Here is a 25,784-nt window from a genome sequence, read left to right on the forward strand (position 1 = left end):
GGGCTGGAGAATGTCAAGCGATGCGGTAGATAGGAAGGGTTTACATCGAGGCCGCATGTGGCCGAGTGTCGTTATCGTGGCGGTTTGCCGTGGCACTGGCCGGACGTGGCCGCGCGCTCGCTTATTTCCTGTTCGGGTATCTAGGTTCACTCTCGTGAAAGCCCTTGTGTTGGCCGGGGGATCGGGCACGCGGTTGCGGCCCATTACCTATACGTCGGCCAAACAGTTACTGCCGGTCGCGAACAAGCCGGTTCTCTTCTACGGGCTGGAGGCGATCCGTGACACCGGGATCACCGAGGTCGGCATCGTCGTCGGGGACACGGCACCGGAGATCCAGCGCGTCGTCGGCGACGGCTCGGCCTTCGGCCTCGACGTCACCTACATCCGGCAGGACGCCCCCCTCGGCTTAGCCCACGCGATCCTCGTCTCCCGCGGCTACCTCGGCGACGACGACTTCGTGATGTACCTGGGCGACAACTTCATCGTCGGCGGGATCACCCCCTTCACCCGGCAGTTCCACCGGGACCGGCCGGCCGCGCAGATCATGCTGACCCGGGTTCCGGACCCGCGCGCCTTCGGCGTCGTCGAACTCGACGCCGCCGGGCGCGTCGCCGGCCTGCAGGAGAAGCCCGAACACCCCAAGAGCGACCTGGCGCTCGTCGGCGTCTACCTGTTCACGCCCGCGATCCACGACGCGGTGGCCGCGCTGAAGCCCTCCTGGCGGAACGAACTGGAGATCACCGAGGCGATCCAGTGGCTGGTCGACACCGGCCACGAGGTCTCCTCCGCCGTCATCTCGGGCTACTGGAAGGACACCGGGAACGTCGAGGACATGCTCGAGGTCAACCGCCTCGTGCTCGAGGGGCTCGAGCCGCGCGGCACGGTCGATGACTCCTGCGAGGTCATCGGGCGGGTCGTGGTCGAGGAGGGCGCGATCGTCACCGGATCGCGCATCGTGGGCCCGGTCATCGTCGGGCGGGGCTCGCGGGTGACCGGCTCCTACCTCGGCCCGTTCACCTCCATCGCCGAGGACTGCGTCATCGCCGACAGCGAGATCGAGTACTCCATCGTCCTGCGCGGTGCCTCCATCAGGGGCGTACGACGGATCGAGGCGTCGCTGATCGGGCACGAGGCCGACGTGACGCTCGCGCCGAAGGTCCCGAACGCGCACCGGCTCGTCCTGGGCGACCACAGCAGAGTGCAGATCTCCTCATGAGGGTGCTCGTGGCCGGAGGCGCCGGCTTCATCGGGTCGCACTACGTGCGGACGCTCGCGGGCGGTGGCTATCCGGGATTCGAGGACGCCGAGGTCACCGTTCTCGACAAGCTCACCTACGCGGGCAACCGCGCCAACCTCGCAGGCGCCCGCTGCACCTTCGTCCACGGCGACATCGGCGACGCCGAACTCCTCGCGAAGGTCCTCCCGGGCCACCGGATGGTCCTCAACTTCGCGGCCGAGACCCACGTGGATCGGTCGATCGCCGACGGCTCGGACTTCGTGGCCACGAACGTGGCCGGCACGCACACGCTCATGCGGGCCTGCGTGGACTCCGGGGTCGAGCGGGTGGTGCAGGTCTCCACCGACGAGGTCTACGGCAGCATCGAGACGGGCTCGTGGACGGAGGACGCCCCGCTCGCGCCGACCTCGCCGTACGCCGCGGCCAAGGCCGGCGGCGACCTGATCGCGCAGTCCTATGCCCGGACACACGGCCTGGACGTCGTCATCACCCGATGCTGCAACAACTACGGGCCCTACCAGTTCCCCGAGAAGGTCATCCCCCTGTTCGTCACGAACCTCCTCCGGGACCGGACGGTTCCGCTGTACGGCGACGGCGCGAACGTACGGGGCTGGGTGCACGTGGACGACCACTGCCGGGGCATCCAGCTCGTCCTGGAGAAAGGACGGACCGGCGAGGTCCACCACATCGGCGGTGACGCCGAGCTGACCAACACCGAGCTGACCGAACGCCTCCTCGACGCCTGCGGGGCGGGCTGGGAGAGCGTGCGGACCGTGGCGGACCGGAAGGGACACGACCGCCGCTATGCCCTGAACGACGACCTCCTGCGCGGCATGGGCTACCGGCCACGGATCCCCTTCGACGCCGGCCTCGCGGCGACCGTGCGCTGGTACGCCGAGAACCGTGCCTGGTGGAGGGCCCTGATATGAGCGCGTGGCTGGTCACCGGCGCGTCGGGCATGCTCGGCGGCGAGGTCGTGAGCCTGCTGGCCGCGGAAGGCGAGACGGTGACCGGGCTCGACCACGCCGGCCTCGACGTCACCGATGGCGACGCCGTACGCGCGACGCTGCGGGCGGTGCGCCCGGACGTCGTCGTCAACTGCGCCGGATGGACGGCGGTCGACGCGGCCGAGGAACACGAAGAGGAGGCGCTGCGCGTCAACGGCGACGGAGCGCGCAACCTCGCCCTCGCCTGCGCGGCGATCGGCGCCCGCCTGGTCCAGGTCTCCACCGACTACGTCTTCGACGGGACCGCCCGCGAGCCGTACGCCGAGGACGCGCCGCCCGGCCCGATCGGCGCGTACGGGCGGACGAAGCTCGCGGGGGAGCGAGCCGTGCTGGCGGAGCTGCCCTCGGCCGCGTACGTGGTCAGGACGGCGTGGCTGTACGGCCGGGGCGGGCCGAACTTCGTCGCGACCATGCTCCGGCTCGAGCGCGAGCGCGAGAAGGTCGAGGTCGTCGTCGACCAGCGCGGGCAGCCGACCTGGACCCGTGACGTGGCCGGGCGCGTCCTGGCACTGGTGCGTTCCGGCGCGGAGCCCGGGATCTACCACGCGACGAGTTCCGGGCAGACCACGTGGTGGGGGCTCGCCCGCGAGATCTTCCAGCTGCTCGGCGCGGACGAGCAGCGGGTGCTGCCGACGACGGCCGACCGGTTCGCGCGTCCGGCGCCACGTCCCGCGTACGGCGTGCTCGGACACGGGTGCTGGGAGCGTGCCGGGCTCGAGCCGATCCGCGACTGGCGGGCCGCGTTGCGCGCGGCGCTGCTCGACGGCCTGGGCTGACGGTGTACGTCTCGGCGGGGCTCGGGAACGCCGCCCGCGCGATGCGCGTCTGGCGGCTCGTCGCGCCCAACATCATCGCCCTGGGAGCGGTCAGCCTCGTCACCGACGTCTCGTCAGAGATGATCACCGCGGTCCTGCCGCTCTACCTGGTCCTGTCGCTGGGCCTCACGCCCCTGCAGTTCGGCGTCATCGACGGCATGTACGCCGGGGTGACCGCGCTGATCCGGCTCGCCGGGGGACGGCTCGCGGACCGGTCACAGCGCCACCGGCTCGTGGCGGGTCTCGGCTACGCCCTGTCGGCGGCGTGCAAGGTGGGCCTGCTCGTCACGGGGAGTTCTCCCGTGGCCCTGGGAGCGGTGCTGGCCGCCGACCGCACCGGCAAGGGACTGCGCACGGCACCGCGGGACGCCCTCATCGCGGCGAGCAGCGCGCCTCGCGACCTCGGGCTGTCGTTCGGGGTCCATCGGACGATGGACACGGCCGGCGCGCTCGCCGGGCCGCTGGCCGCCTTCGCCGTGCTGTGGGCGGCTCCGGGCGCCTACGACGCGGTCTTCGTCGTCAGCTGCTGCGTCGCGGTGTTCGGCGTGGTCCTGCTGGTGGCGTTCGTCCGGGATCCACCGATGCGTGCCCTGCCCCGCGCCGCGATGTCGCTCAGGCCGCTGGGGCGTCCGGGGTTCGCCCTGATGTGCCTGGCGGCCACGCTGCTCGGCGTCTGCACCATCAGCGACGCGTTCGTCTACCTGCTGTTGCAGCGGCGGCTGGGCATCGCGGCCGGGTACTTCCCGTTGCTGCCTTTGGGAACGGCGGCTTCCTTCCTGATCCTGGCGGTCCCGTTCGGCCGCCTGGCCGACCGCGCCGGGCGCCGGGTGGTCTTCCTCGGCGGGCACGTGCTGCTGCTCGGCGCGTACCTGCTGCTGCGCGGGCCGCTGGCCGGAGCGTCGCTGCTCGCCTGCGTGCTCACGCTGCACGGCGCCTTCTACGCGGCCACCGACGGCGTGCTGATGGCGGCGGCCGGCCCACTGCTGCCCGGCCCGGTGCGGGCCAGTGGCATGGCCGTTCTGCAGACGGCGCAGGCGCTCGCCCGGCTGCTGTCCTCGGTTCTCATCGGCGCCGCGTGGACGGCGTGGGGCAGGCCGGCGGCGGTGACGGCCGCGACCGCCGGCCTGGGCATGGCGATCGTGGCGGCGTGGCCGCTGCTCCGGGAGGTCCGATGAGCGAGCCGAAAGGGCGCGACGAGGGAAGGCCGCGTCTGAAGGCGCCCTGGAGGCTGAGCGGGGGGCACGGATGAGCGCGGGAGGGAGTGCCGTCGGCGGGCGTCGTACGTGGGTGGTCCTCGCCGCCGGGGCGCTGCTCGCGCTGGCCGCGACCGCGTACGTGCTGCGGGCCGCCGGCCGGGGCGGTGCGGCGACGGCCCGGCCGGCGGCGATCCGGCTCGATGACCACGGTCGGCTGCTGTTCCGCAACGCGGGCTCGAACGGCGTGCTGGCGTCGGTGCCCCTCGCCCATCCGGGCGGGTCTCGCGTGCTCAGCGGGCTGAACTGCGTGCGGCTCTACGCCTCGGCCGGCACCGGCGTGTGCCTTACGGTGCGGCGCGCCGCCGTTCCCAAGATCTACGCGGTGATCCTGGACCGCGGGCTGCACGAGGTGCGCCGCGTCCAGTTGCCCGGAGCGCCGAGCCGGGCGCGCGTGTCACCGAGCGGGCGCATGGTGTCCTGGACGGTCTTCGTCAGCGGCGACTCCTACACCAGCCCCGATCTGTCGACGCGGACCGGGATCCTCGACCTGCGCACCGGGCGGGTGATCGCGAGCCTCGAGGACTTCACCCTTCTCAAGGACGGGAAGCCCTACCGATCGCCCGACGTGAACTACTGGGGGGTGACGTTCGCCGCCGACGACGACCACTTCTACGCGACCGTACGGACGAAGGGCCGGACCTACCTGGTCGAGGGCGACGTCGCCGCCCGGACGATGCGCACGCTGCGCGAGAACGTCGAATGCCCGTCGCTGTCCCCGGACGGGACCCGTCTGGTCTTCAAGAAGGCGACCGGCGATCCGTCGCGGCACTGGCGGCTGCACGTTCTCGACCTGCGGACGATGGGGGAGATCGCCCTGGCCGAGACGCGGAGCGTGGACGACCAGGCGGTCTGGCTCGACGATCACACGGTGCTGTACGGACGGCTGGACGGCGGGACGACGGACGTCTGGGCGGTGCCCGCGGACGGCACGGGCGCCCCTCGCCTGCTGCTCAGGAACGCCTTCTCGCCGGCCGTGGTGCGCTAGATCGTGCTCACAGGGAGCGGAGTTTCTCCTCGTAGGCCAGGCAGTCGGCGTAGGAAGGGAGGAGGCCGGCCCGTTCGGCCTCGGCCAGGGACGGGGCGGCGGCGTCCTTCGGGGACAGCACCGGCTCGACGCCGCGCGGCCACTCGATGCCGAGGGCGGGGTCGAGCGGGTGCACCCCGTGCTCGCGGTCCGGGGCGTACGGCTCCGACATGAAGTAGACGACGACCGCCTCATCGCTGAGCGCGAGGAAGCCGTGCCCGAGTCCTTCGGCGACGTAGACGGCGCGCCGGGTCCGGTCGTCGAGCCGGTTCACGACCGAGCGGCCGAACGTGGGGGAGCCGGTCCGGATGTCGACGACCACATCGAGGACCGAGCCCCGCAGGCAGGTGATGTACTTGGCCTGCCCCGGCGGCACGTCGGCGAAGTGAACGCCCCGGAGCGAGCCGCGCCGCGACACCGAGCAGTTGGCCTGTCGCATCGTCAGCCGATGACCCACGGCGACGGAGAACCCGGCGTCCTGGAACCATTCGAGAAATGATCCGCGTTCGTCGCCATGGATCTGTGGAGTGAAGAGCCATGCGCCGGCGATGCCGATCGGATCCACTCTGGTTCCCCGTTTCGCAACTTGTGCTGAGGTTTCCGGAATTCGACATTGGCTTATCGGTGCGGCGCTGTCAACGGATCCGTCAGTGAATTCCAAATCGAGCGGAATTCTGGTGAGTCGTTGACGTGCGACTGCCCTCACTGAGCGTGAGTGACTGTCTCGACATCGGATTGTGTTACCTGGTGGGCTGGCCGATCTCGGCCACTATTTCATGCGTTTGTCGTATATCGCCGTACATGTGGCGAAGGAGAGGATGAGCGCGTTCATTTGTCCACCGCTTCGCTGGATCGAGCGATGCCTTTGGCATGCCTTTCGGCTGCCATAAATGTATTAAGGCATGCCCGAATCCCCGGTGCGGGACGGGAGTTCGCGTGGGCCGCCTGCACGAGTTTCGGACCAGTTTTGTGGACGCCCCGAATTCCCTCGGGGCGCGCTACCGGGCCCGCCGATGGGACTGGCTGAAGGCCACGTTTCCGCTGATCGGCCAGATGTCCGTCATCGATCTCGGCGGCACGGCCGACGCGTGGCTGCGGGCGCCGGTGCGCCCGGCGCACGTTCACCTCGTCAACCTCGAAACGCCCCCCGCGGTCCTGCCCGAATGGATGGAGACCGATCTCGCCGACGCCTGTGAACTGCCGGAGACGATTCTCAAGGGATCGTACGACCTGGTCATCTCCAATTCCGTCCTCGAGCACGTCGGAGGACACGAGCGGCGGCAGCGGTTCGCGGACGCCGTACACCATCTCGCCGACCGGCACTGGGTCCAGACGCCGTACCGGTACTTCCCGGTGGAGCCGCACTGGCTGTTCCCCGGGTTTCAGTTCCTGCCGGCCGCGGCCCGGGCGGTGGTCGCACGGCACTGGCCACTGGTGCACACCCCACCCGCGGACCGCGCGACGGCTCTGCGCGACGCACTCGGCGTGGAACTCGTGAGCCGTACCGAGCTGGCGTTCTACTTCCCGGACTCACGGATCCGGACCGAGCGCATGGCCGGGCTGGTCAAGTCGCTGATCGCGGTGAAGGCGTGAAAGGGCCGTCGGAGGGGTCACGGCTCGACCTCATCACCCGGCGTGACCCGGAGGCGGCCGCCCTCGTACGCCGGTTGCTCGACCTGGCCGTGCCGGGCCTGCGCGCGTCCCACGTCGACGGCGAGTTCGTCTTCACCCGGAGAGGCGAGGACGCGCGGCCCGTCGGGCGGAGCCTCCGCTACGCGGCGATCGCCGCGCTCGGCATCCGCGCGCTGCCCCTCGACGAGCAGCGCGTCATCCTGCACGGGGACACGGTCAACGACCTCATCGACGGCCTCATGCGCCGGCTCGGCCGGCTGACGGGCCTGGGCGACGTGGCGCTCGTCTGCTGGGCGGCCGCCGAGGCGGGACACGCCGACCTGCCCTACGCCCTCGACCATCTGAGGCGGCTCGACGCCACCGGCGCTCCCGTGCTGACCGTCGACGCGGCCTGGGTCGTCTCCGCCCTCGTCGCCGCCGGGGTGACGGACGGGCATCTCGAACGCGCCCGCGCGCGCCTGCTCGCCGGCCGCGACGTCCTGTTTCCGCACGCGCTGGACGGGCCGGGACTGGTCCCGTGGTATCGCGCGCACGTCGGCTCCTTCGCCGACCAGGTGTATCCCATCCAGGCCCTCGCGCGGCTCGGCGACCAGGAGGCGCTGAAGGCCGCGGAGGAGGCGGCGGGGATGATCTGCGCCGCGCAGGGAGACGGCGGCCAATGGTGGTGGCACTACGACGCGCGGACCGGCGCGGTCGTCGAGGGCTACCCCGTCTACAGCGTTCACCAGCATGCGATGGGACCGATGGCGCTCCTCGACCTCGCCGAGGCGGGCGGGACCGCGTATGGCGACGCGATCCGCAAGGGCCTGCTCTGGATGGTCCGCCGGCCCGAGACCGGCGAACCACTGGTGATCGACGAGCTGGCGCTGACCTGGCGCAAGGTCGCCCGAGGCGATCCGCGAAAGCTGGTCCGCGGTGTCCGGGCACTGTCGGCACGGCTCCACCCCGGCACACGGCTGCCGCTCCTCGACCGCATTTTCCGCCCGGTCGTGATCGACCGGGAGTGCCGCCCGTATGAGTTCGGGTGGCTTCTCTACGCGTGGCTCACGGCTCACAACCTGGAGGGGCGATGGAACGGGGAACTCAGCAAGGGGGAGCCCAGCAAGGGGGGACTCAGCAACGGGAGCGGCGCCGAGTCCTAGAACTCTGGCTGGACGCCGTGACCGTCGACCAGGCCGTGGCCCGGTGTGTCACGGCCGTCGAACGCCGGGAACGGATCACGGTGGGCTGCGTCAACGCCGCGAAGCTCGTGCGGATGCGGAGCGACCGCCGGCTGCATGCGGCGGTGAGCGGTTGCGACCTCGTGCTGGCCGACGGGCAGTCGGTCGTCTGGGCGAGCCGGCTCCTCGGGCAGCCGCTGCCCGAGCGGGTGGCCGGCATCGATCTTCTCCTCGGACTGCTCGCCGAGGCCGCGGACCAGGGTCGGCGGGTCTACTTCCTCGGGGCGCGTGACGCCGTCTTAATGCGGATGCTCGCCGAGGTCGAGAAGCGGTACCCGGGACTGCAGGTGGCCGGTGCCCGCAACGGATACTTCTCGGCCGGCGAGGCGCCCGCGGTCGCCGAGGCCGTCCGCGACTCCCGCGCCGATCTGCTCTTCCTCGGGATGTCCTCGCCGAAGAAGGAACTGTTCGAGAAGGAGTGGGGGCCGCGCACCGGAGCGTTCGTCATCCACGGCGTCGGCGGGTCCTTCGACGTCCTCGCGGGCGAGGTCCGCCGTGCTCCCGTCTGGTGGCGCCGACACGGCCTGGAGTGGCTCTACCGGGCCATCCAGGAGCCGATGCGGCTCGGCCCGCGATACCTCACGACCAATGTCCAGTTCCTGGCCCTCCTGGCCCGCGAACTGCTCCGGGGCACGTCATGAAGGTCGTCGTCGTCGGGCTCGGGTACGTCGGCCTTCCGCTCGCCGTCCGCTCGGCACAGGCCGGCCACCAGGTGGTCGGGTACGACGTGGACGGGGACCGGGTGAAGGCGCTGGCAGCGGGCGAGTCCTACATCGAGGACATCGGGCCCGAGGATCTGCGGGCGGTGCTCGACGCCGGTACGTTCCACCCGTCCGCCGAGGCGCGGGCGTGCGGTGGCTTCGACGTCGCACTGATCGCCGTGCCGACGCCGCTGCGCGAGGGGCTGCCCGACCTCAGCTACACCGAGGGCGCGGCCCGTACGCTCGCCCGGTACCTGCGCCCGGGAGCCACCGTCGTCGTGGAGTCGACGACCTATCCGGGCACCACCGAGGAGCTCGTGGCGCCGCTCCTGGAGGACGGATCCGGTCTCATCGCCGGCACGGACTTCCATCTCGGCTACAGCCCGGAGCGCATCGATCCCGGCAACACGACCTGGACCCTCGTCACCACACCGAAGATCGTCTCGGGTATCGACGAGGCGTCGCGGGAGGCCGTGCGGGGCTTCTACGACACGATCGTGGAGACGACGGTGCCGGTGCGGTCGCCGCGTACGGCCGAGCTGGCCAAGCTGCTGGAGAACACCTTCCGGCACGTCAACATCGCGCTGGTCAACGAGATCGCGATGTTCGCCCACGGGCTCGGCGTCGACGTGTGGGAGGCGATCGACGCCGCCTCGACCAAGCCGTTCGGATTCATGCCGTTCACCCCCGGACCCGGGGTGGGCGGGCACTGCCTGCCGATCGACCCGTCGTACCTCTCGTGGCGGGTGGAACGGGCCCTCGGCCAGAACTTCCGGTTCGTGGAGCTGGCCAACGACATCAACGGCCACATGCCCGACTACGTGGTCCAGCGGATCAGCACGGCGCTCAACGCCCGCCGCAAGCCCGTCAACGGATCCGGCGTCCTGCTGCTCGGGCTCGCCTACAAGAAGAACACCGGAGACGCACGCGAGTCGCCCGCCGTACGCGCCGCCCAGCTGCTCACCGCCATGGGCGCGCGCGTGAGCGGAGCCGACCCGCACGTCGTCGAGGCCACCCCCGTGGACGGCATCGTCCGCCGGGTCGAGGTCACCCCGGAGGAGCTCGGGGCAGCGGACATCGTCGTGCTGGTCACGGACCACGACGCGTTCGACCTCGACGAGATCGCCCGGCACGCCCCTCTCGTCCTCGACTGCCGGTGCCGCCTGGCCGGCGCCCAGGTGGAGCGGCTGTGACCGGACAACGGCCACGGCCGACGTCCCTTCCACGGCGGACCGTGCCATGGCAAGGTGATGGAGAGCCCGCGACCGTAGGAGACCGATGAGGGTTTTACTTCGTGCCGTCCGTGCCCGGTGGCGGCTCGCGTCGGTCCTGCTCGCGCTCACGGTCGCCGGCCTGGGAGCGGGCGTGGTGATCCTGCCGTGGACCTACGAGGGCGACGCCAACATGGTCTTCCTCTCCTCACGGATCGTCGCCAAGCAGGCCGGCGGCAACCCGTACCTCGTGTTCGCCTCCTCGCTGACGGTGTCCGCCGAGGTCGTGGGACGCCGGTTGATGGACGATCAGACGGTGCAGTCCCTGCGCAAACAGGGATACACCGCCCACTACACGGTCGGCGTCGCCCCCGACTCGGCGGGACCGGTGCTGTCGATCACGGTGACCGGCTCCGATCCCCGCACCACCGGCACGACGCTCAAGGCCCTCATCGCGGCGGTGAACTCCCAGCTCGAGACGCTGCAGAGCGGGCTGAAACCCGACGCGCGCATCACCGCCGACGTCGTCAACTCGACCGACCGGCCGCTCCGTGTCCGAAAACCGAAGATCCAGCTGCTCGGCGAGCTCTTCGCCGTCGCGCTCGGGGTGTCCGCCGGCCTGCTGCTGCTCGTCCAGGCGCTGGCGGATCGCCGCCGCCGCGCCGCCGGCCCGCCGCCCGCGCCGCCACGGTCTCCGGACGTACCGGCCGGGGAGATCGACTACGAGGCCATGTGGCTGGAGAGCCGGCCGGGGGACCCCGGCCACCACAGAGCGGACGACCATGCGTAACCCGATGCTGCGGCGCGCGGGCCGCACGGCGCGGTCACTGTCCGCCGCCCTGACCCGACCGTCCTGGATGCCGCCCGGGCATTTCTACTCCCCGCTGACGGCGCCGTCCGACGTGCGGAGAGCCCTCGAGTGGCGAGCGTCGCTCGCGGCGCCCGGCGTCGACCTGAGAACCGGCGACCAGCTCGCCCTCGCGGAGGCCCTCGCCCCGATGATGGCCGAGCCCTTCGAGGGGCCGCGCTACGCGCCGGACAACCCGATGTACGGCGCCGCCGACGGGGCGGTCTACCGGGCGATGCTCCGTCACCTGCGACCCGAACGCGTGATGGAGATCGGCTCCGGGCACAGCACGGCCCTCGCCCTCGACACCGCGGACGCCCACCTGCCCGGCCTGGAGGTGAGCTGCGTCGAGCCGTACCCGGACCGGCTGCTGTCGGTGCTGCGCGAAGGCGACCCGGTGACGCTCCTGACCCGGCCGGTCCAGGACGTCCCCCTCACCGCGTACGACGCGCTCGGGGCGGGTGACGTGCTCTTCATCGACTCCACGCACGTCGCGAAGGCCGGATCCGACGTGGTCTGGCTGTACCTCCAGGTGCTGCCGCGGCTGGCGGCGGGCGTCGTGGTGCACATCCACGACGTGTTCTGGCCGTTCGAATACCCCGAGGCGTGGCTGCGCGAAGGCCGCGACTGGACCGAGAACTACCTGCTGCACGCGTTCCTCGTCGGCAACGCCGACTGGGAGGTGCTGCTGTTCTCCTCGTGGCTCTGGAAGGAACACCCGGACCGCATCCCGCCCGCCCTGGCCCGCGAGGAACCCGGCTCCATCTGGCTCCGCCGCGTCTAGGGACCGGCGTGTCTGAAGATTTCGCCGACAGTGAGGACCCTCCCGATGACCGACCAGGGTGAGGCCGGCGTCCAGCAGCCTCTTTCGATCGAAAGGCTCCCGGTGAGCGAGGACCGGGACACCGCCTACGCCAAGATTCGCGAGCGGGGACCGGTCACCGAGATCACCACCGGGACGGCGGCCATCTCACGGGAGACGGTCGAGTACGTCCTGCGGCATCCGGAGCTCTTCTCCTCCAAGCGGGCCTACGACAGTGCGGGCAGCCCGGTGCCGATGCTGCCGATCGCGTTCGACCCGCCCGAGCACACCCGCTACAGGCGCCTGCTCCAGCCCCACTTCAGCCCGCGCAGGATCAGGGCGATGGAGCCCGAGATCAGAGCGCTCGCTGTCAGGCTGGTCGGCGATGTCGCCGAGGCGGGCCGCTGCGACTTCGTCTCGAGCATCGCCGTACCGCTGCCGGCGCAGGTGTTCCAAACGATGTTCGGACTGCCGCTCGCCGACCGTGATCGCCTGATCGCCTGGAAGGACGCCATCCTCAGCTCGTCCCCCGAGTTCGGGGCCGAGGCGCCCTCGGAGGCCGCCGGCAGGGCCGCCCGCGAGCTTTCCGGCTATCTGGTCGAGCACATCGCGGCGCGCCGCGTGGAGAGCGGCGGGACCGACCTACTGGCAGTCCTCCTCGCCGACACCGGCGACGACCGCCTCACCGAGCATGAGCTCCTTGGCATGTGCTTCCAGTTCGTCCTCGCGGGGCTCGACACCGTGACCGACGCCCTGTCGAACGCCTTCGCGATCCTGGCCACCCGGCCGGATTTACGGCAGCAGCTCGTCGACGACCCGGGCATCATCCCCGACGCGATCGAGGAACTCCTGCGCATCGACGGCCCGATCCTGACCCTCCCCCGCGTGGCTGTTGAGGACGTGCAGCTGGACGGCCACCGGGTCACCGCGGGTTCCGCCGTCCATGTCGCCGTCGCGGTCGCCGACCGAGACCCCTCGAAGCATTCCGAGCCCGACACGATCGACTTCCACCGCCGCCAGCCTCATCTGGCCTTCGGTATCGGGCCGCACTTCTGCCTCGGGGCTCATCTCGCGCGGCTGGAGATGAAGGTGGTCCTGGAGGAATGGCACCGCCGCATCCCCGGCTATCAACTCGCCGACGGTGTTCGCCCAGCGGCCCTCTGGCCGGCCGGACTGGTCGGCGTCGCCAGTCTTCCCCTCGTCTACCCGGTCGAGCCGAGAGCAAGCCGACCGACCAGGTAACCAGGCCGGTGTCCAGGAGGGTGTGGGAAGTGGTCTGGCGCGGTGGCTCGTCATCGCCGGACCCGGGCACCTCATGTCAGGGCGTTTACTGAGGCGGAAAATCGTCTAGTCCCAGTAAGCGCCCCTGACAGCGCACCCTCGGCCCGCTCGAGCGATTCGCCCGAATCGCCGACATCCGCCTCGTGGTGGGCCGCTCCAGCGCCCGGCACGATGGGACCTATGGCGAAGAACCCCTCGGAATCGGACGGCGCCGGGCTGACCCGGGTGCCGGCGGGGCTCGTGGTCCTCGTCGGCCCACCGGCTTCGGGCAAGAGCAGCTTCGTGCGCGCCCTGATCGCGCGCCGGCAGATCGACGAGGACGCTGTGGTGTCCAGCGACGAGATCCGCGCGGAGTTCGTCGGCACCTCGCCCACCGAAGCGGACTCCGACGCGGCGGACGGCCGGATCTTCGAGGAACGCGACCGAAGGATCGTCGCCCGGCTCGCCGCCGGACGTACAGCGGTCGCCGAGTCCACCAACGTCACCCCGCAGGCGCGCATCCGCCTCATCGCCATCGCCAGGCGCTTCAACGCCCCGGTGACCATGCTGCGATTCGACCCGGACCTCGGCGCTCTCCTCCAGCAGCACGCCGGGCGAGGCCGCACTGACATCACCGCCGCGGACGTCCGCGCCTACGCCGCGGTCATGGCCCGGCATGCCGGGGCCGACCAACTGCGCTCCGAGGGCGCACACGCCGTCCACGACGTCCCCGGACGCCGTCAAGGAGCGACGCCCGCCGAGGCCGCGGCGCACTTCTCGTTCACCTGACATCCCGCCTCGGCGGCCCGCACGAACTTCCGCGGAGCGGCACCAGCTTGATCTTCAACCCGTCCGGCGTGTCTCACGGCGCGGGGACGGGTTCGCCGGTGTCCTCCCAGGTGTTGTCCTTCCACTGGTTGCCGGGGCCGGAGCCGTCCCAGGTGGTGCCCCACCCGAACGCCCCGCCCTTACGGAAGTAGCGGCGGCTGAAGACGTTGCCGACGAACCGGATGTGGTGCGGTCGGCCGTACTTGCCGGCGCCGCCGTACACCGTGTAGCCGCCGCCGGCGAGCAGGTTGCCCTGGACGGTGACGTCGTGGTTGAGGCCGAAGTCCTGGTAGAGCGCCACGGCGGCGGTCTGGCCGCCCGGATTCAGGATGGCGTTGTGCCGGACGACGAACGTCATGCCCGGACGCGGTCCGCTGCCGGAGGCCACGAGGGTCACGTGCGCGCCGGGGAAGTCCTTCGGGTCGTGGAAGTAGGAGTCCTCGATGAGCCCCTGGCTGGTCTGGACGGCCGACATCATGGCGTGGACGTTCACCCGCCGGACCGTGAGGCCGCCCGCGAAGTTGAGCACGCCGAACTCCAGCGGGCGGCCGCCGCCACCGGAGATCTCGGTGTCCTCGACGGTCAGCCCGCCGCTTCCGGCCTCCATGCGCTGCAGGATCGCCCAGTCGCCGGCGCCGATGACCCGGCAGTTGCGGATGGTGACGTTCCTGGCCAGGACCACGATGTCGCCGTGGACCTCCAGCCCGTCGAGCACGGCGCCGTCCGTCGTGACCTTGATGGTTCCGGTCCGTACCTGGAGCCGGGTGCCCGGACGCGGTCCGGTGGTGGCGGCGTCGGGCCAGCGCGATGAGGTGGGGGACGGCGGTCCCGACCTGACCTGGAGCGACGGCGCCGGGGAGCGCGGCGGTGTCGTTCCCACCGCGGAGGCCTCAGGCCGTGCCGCTCCCGGCCGCGCTCCACGGGCGGACGACGAGCCCCGTGCCGCCCAGGCGACGAGTAACGCCGAAACCGACACGGCGACCGCCGCGATGACGATCGCCGTCGTCAAGCGCGCGCGGCCGGTCACGACGTCACCCGTGGGAGTGGAGGAGGCGGCGGAGGCGGAGTCGCGGATGCCGCTCGGCCATGAGGGCCGCGACCAGCATGGCCAGGAGGCCGGCCGCCCCGATCGCGGCGAGCGCGCGCGTACGGCGGCTGACGAGCGGGATCGGCCGGTCGGAGCTCGCCACCACCTGGGTCGTGATGAGCGCGTCCGGGCGGGCCCCGGCCGCCACCTGCCGATCGCGGACGTCGGCGCGGAGGACGCCGATGAGGACGGCGAGCGTGCGGGACGCCTGGGCGGGGTCGCGGGAGTTGACGATCAACGTCACGTACGGCTGGTCGTGGACCGGCTGCTCGTCGTTCCCCCGGTTGGCGAGCACGACGTCGTAGGCGGCGGTGCCGCCCTGGCGGCGTACGCGCGCCGCGCCGTCCTGCGAGTCGAGTGACAGCGCGGTCACCGCGCCTTCGACCACGAGGCTGATGTTGAAGTTCTCGAAGCCGGTCGAGCCCGGCATCAGGAAATTGACCACCGCGCGGGTCTCATATGCGGGCCGCTCGGTGACGAGATGCAACGCGGCACCGGCCGTGACGAATATCGCCAGCAGGACCACCACCGGGTGCCGCCAGAGCAGGAGGGCGAAATCTTGTATGGTCATCGGCTCCTGCCATCTTCTCATACGAATACGTCGGCGGTCCGATAGCGCGAAAGTCCGGCTAAATCTATTGTGGATGGGTCCATGCGGGTGGGGGAACGGGGCTGATGGATCTACTCGGAACTCTTCGCGCTCTGACGCGATGGTGGTGGCTGACGCTCCTTCTCCTGCTCCTGTCGTTCGGCGGGGTCGCGTTCTTCTACACGGTGTTGCCGTGGACCTATCAGGGCACCGCGAGCGTGCTGTTTTTGTCCTCTCCTATTCAGACAAAAGAGGCTGGCGGTAATCCCTATCAGCAGTTCGCCGATTCGCTGCACGTTTCCGCGGAGGCGGTCGGCCGTGCGGTGATGGACGTCCGTACGGTCGAGAGCCTGCGCAGGCACGGCTTCACCAGCGCGTACACGCTGAGCCCGGCGCCGGTGTACGCGGAGCCGGCCCTGGAGGTCGAGGTCGTCGGCGTGAACCCCCGCAACATCCAGTCGACGCTCGACGCGCTGCTCGCGGAGATCCCCCGGCGCCTCGCGACGATGCAGTCCGGGATGTCCGAGCGCGCCAAGGTGCGCACCCGGGTCATCGCGGTGAGCCAGGAGCCGCGGCGCGTGCCGAAGGAGAAGGTGCGGCTGCTCGTCATGGTCGTCGCCGTGGAGCTCCTGGCCTGTGTCGCGCTTCCCGTCGTGGTGGACACCGTGACCGATCGACGGCGGACCGCACGGTGACGGAGGTCCATCGGCCGCTGGCGCGCACGGCGCCGGTCACGATCCTCACCGCGTACGTGCTCATCCTGCTGCTCATCCCATCGCAGTACGCCATCAGCTCGCTCGGCGCCGCGGGCACTCCCGCGGGCGTCCTCGCCGTGCTCTACTTCCTCTGGTACTGCTTCGCCTGGCTGAGCCCGCGGTCGGCCGTCGCCCGCGAGCGGCAGCCGCTGCGCCTCGCGATCGCTGCCTTCCTCATCGCCGTGCTGCTGAGCTACGTCATGGCCATGACGAGGCCGCTGCAGGTGCTGGAGGTCAACGGCGCCGACCGCGGTCTCATCATCGCCGCCGGCTGGGCCGGCATCGCCCTGCTGACGGCGGACTGCGTCGAGCGTGTGGACAATCTCGAGGTGCTGCACCGCCGCATGTCCACGATCGGCGGGCTGCTGGGCGTCGTCGGGATCACGCAGTTCTTCACCGGCCTCGACCTGGCCCGCTATGTCCGTATCCCGGGTCTGGTCCAGCAGGTGCACATCTTCTCGTCCGTGCCGCGCGACGAGTTCAACCGGCCCGCCGGAACGGCCATCCATCCGATCGAGTTCGGTGTGGTGCTCGGGCTGCTCCTGCCGCTGGCCATCCATGGCGCGCGGTACGCGCCGGAGGGACGCCGGGGGATCCGGTGGACGCAGGTCATCGTCATCGCCGCCGCGATGATGATGACGGTCTCGCGGTCGGCGGTGCTGGGCGCGTTCATCGCGCTGGTGGTGATCCTGCCCACGTGGGACGCCGGATCCCGGCGCCGCGCGTACGCGGTCATCGTGTGCTTCGGCGCGGCGCTGTACGTCCTCACGCCGGGGCTGCTCGGCACGATGAAGTCGCTGATCACCCACATCGGCAACGACAGCAGCACGAACTACCGGACGCACGACTACGACGCGGCCGCGCACTACTTCGCGCGCAGCCCGTGGTTCGGGCGCGGATTCCAGACGTTCCTGCCGCAGTTCTACCGGATCTTCGACAACCAGTACCTCGTCACGCTCGTGGAGATGGGGGCGGCCGGCGTGCTCGCCCTGCTCGGCCTCTTCGGCACGAGTTGGTGGCTGGCGCGGCGGGCCCGTGCGATGAGCGACGATCCGCGGGTCCGGCACCTGGCCCAGTGCCTGGCCGCGTGCGTCGCCGTCGCGGCCTTCAGTTTCGGAGTGTTCGACGCCGGGTCGTTCCCGATGACCTGCGGCCTGACCTTTCTCATCCTGGGCTGCTGCGGCGCCCTGTGGCGGTTGCTGCGGCCGGGGTCCGCGGCGGAGCCGTCCGCCGCCTCGCGGTCCGAACTCACCCGGAGCACCCAATGATGATCACATGCGGCGCGTTCCTCGCGGTCTCCGGCCGGACGGCGGAGGCCCCTTTCGGACCGGAGTCGGCGAGGCTGCCCTTCCCCGGCGGCGTCGTCTGGGCCACGGGCGAGCCGCGCCCCGGCACGGGCATCGCGCTGTCCCTGGGGCCGCGGGACCACGCGAAGGGGGCGCTGGCCTCGGGTGATCTCGCGGACCGGCTGAGGTCCGGGGACGGCCTCGGCGACATCGCGGCGCCGTACGCCGCCGTGCTCGTCGACGGGGGCACCGTCACGGCCGCCACCGACCATCTCGGACTTCGCCACATCTACGGGGTGCGCGGGGAGGGCTGGGCGGCGATCTCCACCTCGGCACGGCTGCTCGCCCGGATCGCCGGGGCTCCGCTCGACCTTCGGGCACTGGGGGCGTACCGGCTCATCGGCCACCATCTGGGCGTCGCGACGCCGTACGAGGGGGTCACCAAGCTGCCGGCCGCCCACCGCTGGCGGCTCACCGGCGGGCGGCTGCACGAGGAGCCCTACCCGGTGCCCGTCTCCGAACCGGCGGCCGATCCGGTCCGGAACACGGCGCGCGTCCTCCGCGACGACGTGGAACGCGGGCTCGACGAGCATCCCGACGCCGTGCTGCAGCTCTCCGGCGGCCTGGACTCACGCGTGCTCCTCGCAGCCGTCCCGCCGGACCGCCGGCGCGGGCTGCGGGCGCTGACGCTCTCCTCGGCCGAGAGCCGGGACCACACGGTCGCCACCCGCCTGGCGGAGGCGTACGGCCTGCGGCGCGACGTCATCGACCTCGGCGGCCTGGCCACGCTCGACCCCGCGGAGGCGTACGACCTCGTGCACCGGGCGGCGCTGCGCAGCGACGGGCTCGGCAGCCCGATCGCGTTCGCCGTGCTCGACTGGGCGGAGGCGCAGGCCCCGGGTGAGCCGCGGATCAACGGTTTCGGCGGGGAGACGGCCCGCGCCTTCTACTATCCGGCGCAGCGGCAGCACCATCGGCCCACCCCGGCGCTGGTGGAGCGGCTGGCGAGGTGGCGCGTCTTCACCCTCGAACCGGCCGACCCGGCGATGTTCGCCCCAGAGTGGGCGGCCGAGACCGAAGCGGCCACGCTGGCCATCCTCCGGGACGTGTTCGCCGCCTACGACACCGACTGGCTGACGGCCACCGACGAGTTCTACGTACGGGAACGCGCCCATCGCTGGGTCGGCGCGACGCTCACGGGAGCATGCCTGCGCTACGTGACGCTCAGCCCGCTGCTGCACCCCGAATTCCTGGCCGCCGCCCGGTCGCTGGCACCGGAGGACAAGCGCGGGTCGCGGTTCAACGCGCGCGTGCTGATTGAACTCGACCCCGAACTCGCGAGGATCCCCCTCGACACGGGGATCCGGCCGGACACCCTGCCGTCGCGCGGCCCGCTGCGCTCGTCGTACGACTTCGCGCGACGGGCGAGCCGCAAGGTCGGCCAGCGCGTCCGGAACAGCGGCAACCCCGGTGTCGGCGTGCCGACCGTCACCGAACTGCTCGTCCGCCACTGGCGGGACAATCCGGACCTGCTGGAGCCGGTCGCCGCCACCGGCCTCATCCGCGCGCAGTGGCTGGAGGAGATGCTGAGCGGCACCCGCCGCCCCGGCGAGGCCACCGCCGCGTTCCTCGCCATCCTCGAGATCGCGGCCCGCCCCTGACCGACCCAGCCTGGGGCGGAGAGGTCCTCACCACCGTCGGTGCACGGCTGCCTTGGTGCCGGTCACCAGGCTTGCGGGCGGAACGTCATCGGCGACGACCGCGCCGGCGGCGACCACGGCATCACGGCCGATGCTGACGCCGGGCAGGATCGTGGCGCCGGCACCGATCCACACGTTCTCCGCCACGTCGATGGGCGCACCGGTGAGGTACAGCCGCCGCTCCTCGGGATCGACCGGATGGCCGCTGGTGATGAACGTGACCTTCGGGCCGACCATCACGCGCTCGCCGAGCCGGATGCCCGCGTAGTCCAGGAACGTACAGTTCTGGTTGATGAACACGCGCTCGGCGAGGTCGAGGTGGAGGCCGTGGTCCGTGTAGAAGGGCGGATAGATCGTGACTCTCGCCGGCAGCGGCTTGCCGAGGATTTGTTGGAAAAGTTCTGCTTTGCCCGCTTTGTCCTCGAAGGGGAGAACGTTCAGGCGGGAGGTGAGCTCGGTGACCCGCAGGACCCTCTCGGCCATGGCCTGGAATTCGGCGCTGTGGATGCGCATGAGACGGTCGCTGGACATGCCACGATCCTTTCTGGTGTACCGGTAACTGGATAAGACTCACGCGGCGCCGATGCGGTCGCGTGCCCCGACGAGCGTGGCCACGTCCGCGGAGTCCGCGAGGGTGTCCAGGAGTACTTCGTCTCCGAAGTGCGGGCCTGCCGCGTCGATGCGTAGGTCGAAGTCGGTGGCGAGCTGATCGTAGAACTCCGCCCATTCGCTTCGGGGCGCGATCCCCGGCACCCATATCCGGTGCTGACGCAGCTGCGGTGGCGTCAGTCTTCGCGCGGACGCGAGCGGATGTCCGGGGCCGACGAGAAGTTCCAGCGGGGAGTCGAACGCGTGGATCATCTGCACGTCGGGCGGCAGTGTGGCCGGGTCGGTGACGGTACGGAACGAGGCGTCGACATCGCCTGCTTCGACGGCGGCGACCGCCACCCGTTGTGGCTTGCCGACGGTCGGTTGTTCGACCACGCTCCAGCATGGCCGTTGTGATTCAAGCACCCAACCATCGGTTGTCGCGAGGAGTCAATTCAAAAGCCCACAAGGTCAGGCGGGCGGCATCAGATCGCTCTCGCTGATGGTGTACGTCAGCATGGGGTAGATGAAGTCCGTTTCATTGTTCTCACGGCGCCGTAGTCGGTAAAACTCGCGCCTCTGCTCATCGTCGGCCGAAATGAGGCGCGCACCCTGCGGGAGGTATGCGTGTCCGTCGCGAAACCGAACGAGGGTCTTTGACGTTCGAAAGGTTACGCCCAGCCATTGGTTATCTGCCGTCCGGCCGGGCGTGTCCAATACGATTTTATGCCTGAGTCGCCGATTCGAGTCGACAGAGAACGCGACGACACTGTTGTGGGCGAGGGGGATCTCGAACTTCTCGCCATCGGACCCCTTTGATTCGAAGATCAGCTTCCTCGGCGGGCCCGCTTCGGGATGTTGGTAGCAGGAGAAGACGGCGATGAACGACTCGCCGGCCAGATCGAGGGCTTGGTCGGAATGGCTGCCCATGGTTTTGTAGGCGTTCGTGTAGTTCTCTATGAGGGCGTTGTTGAAGCCGACCGAAAGTGCCGCACGTTCTTGAATCTGTTGCGCCAGCCGTTCGTGCACCGACCGGAAACGCTGCGTCGGGCTGCTGTATCGAGTGGTAGTACGTACGAGAGGCACACCACCCGCCTCGTCGATCTTGGTAAGCACGGCGCCTCGCCGGCCTTTTCCTACGTCTTCCAAGTGGGCCGACGCGGACAGCTCCGCAAAGAGATCCTCCTCGGTTGGAAAAGCGCACGAGAGGATCTCATCCGAGATCCTAGGCTCGGGGGGCAACGTAGTCTCCCGTGTTCATGCTGAAGAGGAATTCGTCGCCGTAGTCAATGAAGGACGAGGTCCTGTTCTCCTCGGCGTACAGCCTGCGCAGCTCGTTCATGCCGGCCGGTGTGGGCGGCTCCATCTTCACCAAATCTCCCGCCACCTTGAGGAACGTGTGGCCGTTCTTGTGAACGGCTTCGGCGCTCGAACAGCGCACCACGTATCCCAGGCGGGTCGGGAGCAACTCGGCGTCCAACGTTGAGGGCCGGATTTCGTGTGTATACCGGCGGTTGGTGGACAGCGGCATGAAGAACACGGAGCCGGGGTAGAGGGTCAGGGTGAACTGCGAGGGGAGCGCGACCCCGTCGCGTTCTTCGGTCGGCTCCTTGAGGCGAAAGTGGAGTTTGGTCAGCCCGCTGGCACTCTTCACACCGTAGTCGAAGGCGTCTTCGGCCAGGGGCTGCAGCTTGTCAAGCCGGTCATAGAAGGTGCAGAAGGCCATGATGCCATTGACGGGCATGTCCTTGGTCTTGTCGGCATGGGCCGAGATCTTGGCCTTGGACTGCTTGCGCTCGGCCGTGGCAGGGGTGTTGTGGTAGATCTGAGCGAGGACATGATTCAGCGGTGCCTGGTCCCGGAAGACGGCGGCGGCCTCGCGGTTCAGAGCCTCGACGATGTGCGTGTCGGTCGGGCCAAAGCTCTCGGTCGGGCCCGAGAGATTCGTGGAGCACCGGAGCAGGCGGAAATGTAGTTCGTCACCGTTTTGTGTGACGGGCGTCAGATAGATTCCGCTGCGATGGGCTGTTCCGGGCTTGGTGGACTCCGTCAGGGACTGGAACGCGTGCTCCGCACGGATCCGTCCGAAGTGATCGGCGTCGAGTCCGAAAAAGCGGCGGTAGTACACGCCGACGCCGTGTACGCGGAGGGGAACTCGGCCGAGGTCGACGAGGGTCCAAGGTTCGTCGACGTCCTCGCGGTAACCGTGTGATAGCTCCCGGATAACGAATACCCGGGCAGCCTCATGCAGTTGGCGGCTGCTGATCCCGGATATATCGCCACACAGATAGACGGTCTTCTGCGTGAGGTCGGGCGAACCAGAAGCAAGGTCTTCTGGCGTGATCGTGGACCCGAAGAATTCTCTGATGAAGTAATTATCCTGCAAGGTCGAAGGCGCGACCAAGATGTTGCGCGCATCCTCGATGCAGGCTTCTTTTGGCTCTGTTGTGTACATCAAACCGTGATGCTCTCACGGGGCTTGACAGCGGGCAACGGGTTCTGCTGTACGCGCGGTGTGTGGAGTTGCTCGGCGTCTGTAGGCTGCGCGCATGATCGCTTCCCTCGTCGACCCGCGACCGGCCCTTGAGGCGACTTTGAGCCGCGCGGGGCGCTGACATGGCGCCCTTCGTGTACCGGATCACCCCATACGCCCCCGCTGAGTGGGAGGAGACGGACCGCGGCAGATCGGTCGTCCCGTATCACTCACGGGAACGCATTGCCGCCGCCTGTGTCGCGGCGGCGGCCGGATTCGCGCTCGACGCCGGTGTCGACCAATTGGCGATCGACAACCCGATGCTCGGGGGCTTCTTCTCCTTCTCCGTCCGGGCGGACAGAGGAAGGCACGGCCTGTCCGGGCTCTTCCCCCACGGCTTGGCCGGCTACCACGACGGTGCGCGCGTCCCGCTCGCCGCCGGGCTCGGGCTGCTGCGCGCCATGGTGCTGCGGGACGGCGCCTGGTGCCGACTGCACACGGAGAACAGATTCTTCCTCCACGTCGGCGACAAGGACGACGTCTACGTCGGCAGTGATCGGCCGCAGGACGACGCCGTGGTGCGCACCCGCGCACTGGGGTTGTTCACCGAACCGGTCGTACGGTCCCCCTACGACCCGGCCTTCGACGAGACGGACATTCAGCGGCCCGCAGATGACGCCTTCTGGGGCGAACTGGACGGCCTGGTCGCCGAGCACGGCGAGGTTCTGCTGGAAGAGCTGTACATCGGCAACGCCCGCCGCTGGCATCGCCTGACCAGCGCAAGAGAGGTCAGGGCCGTCCGCCCGGGGCTGACCCCACGGGCCCGGCTGACGGTGTGGCCGGGCCTCACCGAGGACATCGAGGCGATCCGTGCCGCCGTCGTGGGCGGCGAGCGCCTCGAACTGCTCGTCGAGCAGAATCCCGACGGAGGCTTCGGCCCGGTGCGCATCGCCGAGCCGTGGATGGGCAGGTCCGATGCCGCCTACCCGGCGATCACGGCCGGGCCGGGTCGGCGGGCCGCGCTGGTCCCGCTGGATCCGGGCGAACGCCGCCCGCTGCTCGCCGGGGTGCTCCCGGACGCCGACGGCGTCCTGCGGGCACGGTGGCGCACCAACCGCACCCAGGCCGACGAGCGGCGGTCGCTGCTGGACTCGCTGCGGGTCGGGGACGTCGTCACCGGCACCGTCGCGACAGGCCTGGACGACGTCGGTGTGCACGTGGACCTGGACCATGAGCTGGGTCGCGGTCTCGGCTTCCTCCGTGTCCCCGAGATGTCCTGGGAGCACTTCGACTCGGTGGACGACGTCGCCCCCATCGGCCGGAAGATCCGCGCCGAGATCCTCGACATCGACTGGGGGCGGGAGCGGGTGAGCTTGTCCCTCAAGGCGCTTCAGCCTGATCCCTGGCGGCTGTACGCGGAGGTTCATCAGGTCGGCGAGACGGTCCCGGGCACCGTCACCAGGCTGGTGCCGTTCGGCGCGTTCGTCCGCGTCGCGGAAGGCGTCGAGGGCCTGGTCCATCTCACCGAGCTGGCCGACCACGGCGTCGATGACCCCGAGGAAGTGGTGGCGACAGGCGACGAGGTCATCGCCGCCATCCTCGCCATGGACCTGGATCGCCGCCGCATCAGCCTCTCCCTCAGAACTCACAGAGAGTGAAGATCCAGCCGGTGCCAACGAGGCGTCCGGACGTAAGGAAACGGTGGGCGCCTTACGGCGCGGGCGCTACAGGGCCTTGCGGAGGGCGGTGGCGACGTGGTCCTGCTGTTCCTCGGTGATGTGCGGGAACATCGGCAACGAGAGGATCTCCGTCGCCGCCGTCTCGGTGACGGGGAAGTCTCCGGGGGCGTGTCCCAGGTCGCGGAAGGCCGGCTGCAGGTGGAGCGGAACGGGGTAGTGGATGCCGGTCCGGATCCCCATTCCGGCCAGGGCCCGCGCCACCTCGTCGCGGCGGGGCACGCGGATGACGTACAGGTGCCAGACGTGTACGTTCCCGGTGGCCTCGGCGGGCAGCGTGACGTCGGAAAGGCCGTCCAGCAGCGCGGCGTAGCGCGCCGCGGCGACGCGGCGGCGCTCGTTCCAGTCCGCGAGGCGGCGCAGTTTCGCGCGCAGCACGACCGCCTGCAGGGTGTCCAGGCGTGAGTTGAAGCCGAGCGTCTCGTGGCGGTACTTCACCTCGCTGCCGTGGTCGCCGAGGAGCCGCACCGCGCGGGCCAGGTCGGCGGAGTCGGTGAGCACGGCTCCCGCGTCGCCGTACGCGCCGAGGTTCTTGCCGGGGTAGAAGCTGGTCGCGGCGAGCCGGCCGAAGAGGCCGCGGCCGTCTTGGGACGCGCCCTGGGACTGGGCCGCGTCCTCCACGACGGGGATCCCGTGCGCCGCGATGGCGGCCATCGGCGGCAGCTGGCCGTACAGGTGCACCGGCACGATCGCCGCCGTCCGCGGCCCGATCGCCGAGCGCAGCAGGCGGGGTTCGAGCAGCAGATGATCGACGTCGACGTCGACGAGGACAGGACGCGCGCCGGTTCGGACGACCGCCTCGGCGGTCGCGACGAACGTGTTCGCCGGGAGGACGACCTCGCGGTCCGGGCCGCACCCCAGCGCGCGGAGCGCGAGTTCGAGCGCGTCGGTGCCGTTGGCGACGCCGACGCAGTGGCCCGCGCCGGAGAAGGCGGCGTACTCCCGCTCGAAGGCGCCGACGTCGGGCCCCTGGACGAACGCGGTGGTGTCGAGCACCCGGTCGAAGCCCGCCCGGATCTCGCGCGCGACGTCGGCGTGCGCGGCGGCGAGGTCGACGAAGGGGACGTCAGGCATGACGGTGCTCCTCGGAGACGTGGCGCAGGTAGCGCGCCGGATTGCCGGCCCAGACCTCTCCGGCCGGTACGTCGCGCGTGACGACCGCGCCCATGCCGACCAGGGCGCCTTGGCCGATCGTGCGGCCCTCCCGTACGAGCGCGCCGGCGCCCAGGTAGGCGCCTCGCCCCACGTGCACGCCTCCGGCGAGCCGGACTCCCGAGGCGATGGTGACGAAGTCCGCCACGACGTCATCGTGCGTCAGGGTGACGTGCGGCATGATCGCGACGTGCGCGCCGACGCGCACCGACGCGGTGAGCACGACCTGCGCGAGCAGCACCGAGCCCGGGCCGACCCGCGACGACGCCGACACCCAGGAGGTCGGGTGCACGAGCGTGGCGTAACGCTCGGGCGGCAGGCCGAGCCGGTCGACGAGGCGCGCCCGGACACCGTGGTCGCGCGGGCTCCCGACGCACACGACGACCTGGGCGCCGGGCGGGACCTCCTTGGTCCCGCCGAGCACCGGGACGCCGTCGATGTCCGTGCCCTGCTTCGCCGGATCGTCGTCCAGGAAGCCCAGCAGCCGGTCGCCGGCGAACTGCGCGGTCTCGCGCGCGAAGCCGCCCGCACCGACGATCACCAGATCACGCATGTTCGGTTCCTCGCACTTCCGTGAG

26 protein-coding genes are annotated in these 25,784 nt (G+C 70.3%); 17 read left to right on the forward strand and 9 right to left on the reverse strand.

Going from position 1 to position 25,784, the window contains the following annotated elements:
* Positions 1-154 precede the first annotated feature (154 nt).
* The 5 genes from ACQP2O_RS08395 (at position 155) to ACQP2O_RS08415 (ending at position 5,300) form a co-directional block, all read left to right on the forward strand.
* A complete protein-coding gene (locus ACQP2O_RS08395; RefSeq protein ID WP_433181461.1) occupies positions 155-1,216 on the forward strand; it encodes a glucose-1-phosphate thymidylyltransferase in 1,062 nt (353 codons plus the stop codon).
* Positions 1,213-2,166, forward strand: a complete 954-nt coding sequence (rfbB, locus tag ACQP2O_RS08400; protein ID WP_433181463.1) for a dTDP-glucose 4,6-dehydratase — start codon at positions 1,213-1,215, stop codon at positions 2,164-2,166. The genes ACQP2O_RS08395 and rfbB overlap by 4 nt, the downstream gene beginning before the upstream one ends.
* Positions 2,163-3,020, forward strand: coding sequence for a dTDP-4-dehydrorhamnose reductase (gene rfbD, locus ACQP2O_RS08405; RefSeq protein ID WP_433181464.1), 858 nt, complete (start codon positions 2,163-2,165; stop codon positions 3,018-3,020). The genes rfbB and rfbD overlap by 4 nt, the downstream gene beginning before the upstream one ends.
* A gap of 2 nt (positions 3,021-3,022) precedes the next feature.
* Positions 3,023-4,234 (forward strand): MFS transporter, encoded by a 1,212-nt coding sequence (locus tag ACQP2O_RS08410; RefSeq protein WP_433181466.1) that lies wholly within the window; start codon positions 3,023-3,025, stop codon positions 4,232-4,234.
* Positions 4,235-4,304: 70 nt separating this feature from the next.
* On the forward strand, positions 4,305-5,300 hold the full coding sequence (locus tag ACQP2O_RS08415) for a hypothetical protein (protein WP_433181468.1): 996 nt from the start codon (positions 4,305-4,307) through the stop codon (positions 5,298-5,300).
* Positions 5,301-5,307: 7 nt separating this feature from the next.
* Here ACQP2O_RS08415 and rfbC read toward each other — a convergent pair whose 3' ends face one another.
* Entirely contained in the window at positions 5,308-5,904 is a 597-nt protein-coding gene (gene rfbC / locus ACQP2O_RS08420; protein WP_433181470.1) for a dTDP-4-dehydrorhamnose 3,5-epimerase, read from the reverse strand.
* Positions 5,905-6,308: 404 nt separating this feature from the next.
* On the opposite strand from rfbC, the gene ACQP2O_RS08425 reads away from it, so the two are divergent.
* From ACQP2O_RS08425 to ACQP2O_RS08460, 8 genes are all read left to right on the forward strand, one after another.
* A complete protein-coding gene (locus ACQP2O_RS08425; protein WP_433181472.1) occupies positions 6,309-6,932 on the forward strand; it encodes a class I SAM-dependent methyltransferase in 624 nt (207 codons plus the stop codon).
* Positions 6,929-8,113, forward strand: coding sequence for a hypothetical protein (locus tag ACQP2O_RS08430; protein WP_433181473.1), 1,185 nt, complete (start codon positions 6,929-6,931; stop codon positions 8,111-8,113). Before ACQP2O_RS08425 ends, ACQP2O_RS08430 begins: the two co-directional genes overlap by 4 nt.
* 17 nt (positions 8,114-8,130) lie before the next feature.
* Complete coding sequence (locus ACQP2O_RS08435; protein WP_433181475.1) at positions 8,131-8,832, forward strand: WecB/TagA/CpsF family glycosyltransferase; 702 nt, start codon at positions 8,131-8,133, stop codon at positions 8,830-8,832.
* Positions 8,829-10,085 (forward strand): nucleotide sugar dehydrogenase, encoded by a 1,257-nt coding sequence (locus tag ACQP2O_RS08440; RefSeq protein WP_433181477.1) that lies wholly within the window; start codon positions 8,829-8,831, stop codon positions 10,083-10,085. The genes ACQP2O_RS08435 and ACQP2O_RS08440 overlap by 4 nt, the downstream gene beginning before the upstream one ends.
* Positions 10,086-10,170: 85 nt before the next feature.
* The gene (locus ACQP2O_RS08445) at positions 10,171-10,893 is read left to right on the forward strand and encodes a hypothetical protein (protein WP_433181479.1); all 723 of its coding nucleotides are present in this window, start codon (positions 10,171-10,173) and stop codon (positions 10,891-10,893) included.
* The gene (locus tag ACQP2O_RS08450) at positions 10,886-11,734 is read left to right on the forward strand and encodes a class I SAM-dependent methyltransferase (protein WP_433181481.1); all 849 of its coding nucleotides are present in this window, start codon (positions 10,886-10,888) and stop codon (positions 11,732-11,734) included. Before ACQP2O_RS08445 ends, ACQP2O_RS08450 begins: the two co-directional genes overlap by 8 nt.
* 45 nt (positions 11,735-11,779) lie before the next feature.
* Positions 11,780-12,994 carry a cytochrome P450 gene (locus ACQP2O_RS08455; protein WP_433181483.1) on the forward strand — a complete coding sequence of 405 codons (1,215 nt, stop codon included), beginning with the start codon at positions 11,780-11,782 and terminating at the stop codon, positions 12,992-12,994.
* Positions 12,995-13,213: 219 nt separating this feature from the next.
* On the forward strand, positions 13,214-13,801 hold the full coding sequence (locus ACQP2O_RS08460) for an AAA family ATPase (protein WP_433181485.1): 588 nt from the start codon (positions 13,214-13,216) through the stop codon (positions 13,799-13,801).
* A gap of 73 nt (positions 13,802-13,874) precedes the next feature.
* On the opposite strand, the gene ACQP2O_RS08465 is transcribed toward ACQP2O_RS08460, so the two are convergent.
* Positions 13,875-14,867 carry a hypothetical protein gene (locus ACQP2O_RS08465; RefSeq protein ID WP_433181487.1) on the reverse strand — a complete coding sequence of 331 codons (993 nt, stop codon included), beginning with the start codon at positions 14,865-14,867 and terminating at the stop codon, positions 13,875-13,877.
* 4 nt (positions 14,868-14,871) lie between these two features.
* Positions 14,872-15,498, reverse strand: a complete 627-nt coding sequence (locus tag ACQP2O_RS08470) for a hypothetical protein (RefSeq protein WP_433181489.1) — start codon at positions 15,496-15,498, stop codon at positions 14,872-14,874.
* 104 nt (positions 15,499-15,602) lie between these two features.
* Here ACQP2O_RS08470 and ACQP2O_RS08475 point away from each other — a divergent pair, with 104 nt between their 5' ends.
* Genes ACQP2O_RS08475 through ACQP2O_RS08485 form a run of 3 tightly spaced genes read left to right on the forward strand, consistent with a single transcriptional unit; the run spans position 15,603 to position 19,218 of the window.
* Positions 15,603-16,211: a hypothetical protein gene (locus ACQP2O_RS08475; protein ID WP_433181492.1), complete on the forward strand. Its 609-nt coding sequence runs from the start codon at positions 15,603-15,605 to the stop codon at positions 16,209-16,211.
* Positions 16,208-17,539 (forward strand): O-antigen ligase family protein, encoded by a 1,332-nt coding sequence (locus ACQP2O_RS08480; protein WP_433181494.1) that lies wholly within the window; start codon positions 16,208-16,210, stop codon positions 17,537-17,539. Before ACQP2O_RS08475 ends, ACQP2O_RS08480 begins: the two co-directional genes overlap by 4 nt.
* Positions 17,536-19,218 carry a hypothetical protein gene (locus tag ACQP2O_RS08485; protein ID WP_433181496.1) on the forward strand — a complete coding sequence of 561 codons (1,683 nt, stop codon included), beginning with the start codon at positions 17,536-17,538 and terminating at the stop codon, positions 19,216-19,218. The genes ACQP2O_RS08480 and ACQP2O_RS08485 overlap by 4 nt, the downstream gene beginning before the upstream one ends.
* Positions 19,219-19,245: 27 nt before the next feature.
* Here ACQP2O_RS08485 and ACQP2O_RS08490 read toward each other — a convergent pair whose 3' ends face one another.
* From ACQP2O_RS08490 to ACQP2O_RS08505, 4 genes are all read right to left on the reverse strand, one after another.
* Positions 19,246-19,788, reverse strand: a complete 543-nt coding sequence (locus ACQP2O_RS08490) for a DapH/DapD/GlmU-related protein (RefSeq protein ID WP_433181498.1) — start codon at positions 19,786-19,788, stop codon at positions 19,246-19,248.
* 39 nt (positions 19,789-19,827) lie between these two features.
* Positions 19,828-20,241, reverse strand: a complete 414-nt coding sequence (locus ACQP2O_RS08495; protein ID WP_433181500.1) for a LysR substrate-binding domain-containing protein — start codon at positions 20,239-20,241, stop codon at positions 19,828-19,830.
* A 75-nt stretch (positions 20,242-20,316) separates the two neighbouring features.
* Positions 20,317-20,961: an alpha-ketoglutarate-dependent dioxygenase AlkB gene (locus ACQP2O_RS08500; RefSeq protein ID WP_433181502.1), complete on the reverse strand. Its 645-nt coding sequence runs from the start codon at positions 20,959-20,961 to the stop codon at positions 20,317-20,319.
* A gap of 109 nt (positions 20,962-21,070) precedes the next feature.
* Entirely contained in the window at positions 21,071-22,300 is a 1,230-nt protein-coding gene (locus ACQP2O_RS08505) for a hypothetical protein (RefSeq protein WP_433181504.1), read from the reverse strand.
* 161 nt (positions 22,301-22,461) lie between these two features.
* Here ACQP2O_RS08505 and ACQP2O_RS08510 point away from each other — a divergent pair, with 161 nt between their 5' ends.
* Positions 22,462-23,976 carry a S1 RNA-binding domain-containing protein gene (locus tag ACQP2O_RS08510; RefSeq protein ID WP_433181507.1) on the forward strand — a complete coding sequence of 505 codons (1,515 nt, stop codon included), beginning with the start codon at positions 22,462-22,464 and terminating at the stop codon, positions 23,974-23,976.
* Positions 23,977-24,042: 66 nt separating this feature from the next.
* On the opposite strand, the gene ACQP2O_RS08515 is transcribed toward ACQP2O_RS08510, so the two are convergent.
* Positions 24,043-25,128: a DegT/DnrJ/EryC1/StrS family aminotransferase gene (locus ACQP2O_RS08515; RefSeq protein ID WP_433181509.1), complete on the reverse strand. Its 1,086-nt coding sequence runs from the start codon at positions 25,126-25,128 to the stop codon at positions 24,043-24,045.
* The gene (locus ACQP2O_RS08520; protein WP_433181511.1) at positions 25,121-25,759 is read right to left on the reverse strand and encodes an acetyltransferase; all 639 of its coding nucleotides are present in this window, start codon (positions 25,757-25,759) and stop codon (positions 25,121-25,123) included. Before ACQP2O_RS08520 ends, ACQP2O_RS08515 begins: the two co-directional genes overlap by 8 nt.
* Positions 25,760-25,784 lie beyond the last annotated feature (25 nt).

This window comes from Actinoallomurus sp. CA-150999 (genome assembly GCF_050942425.1).
Lineage (GTDB): Bacteria > Actinomycetota > Actinomycetes > Streptosporangiales > Streptosporangiaceae > Actinoallomurus.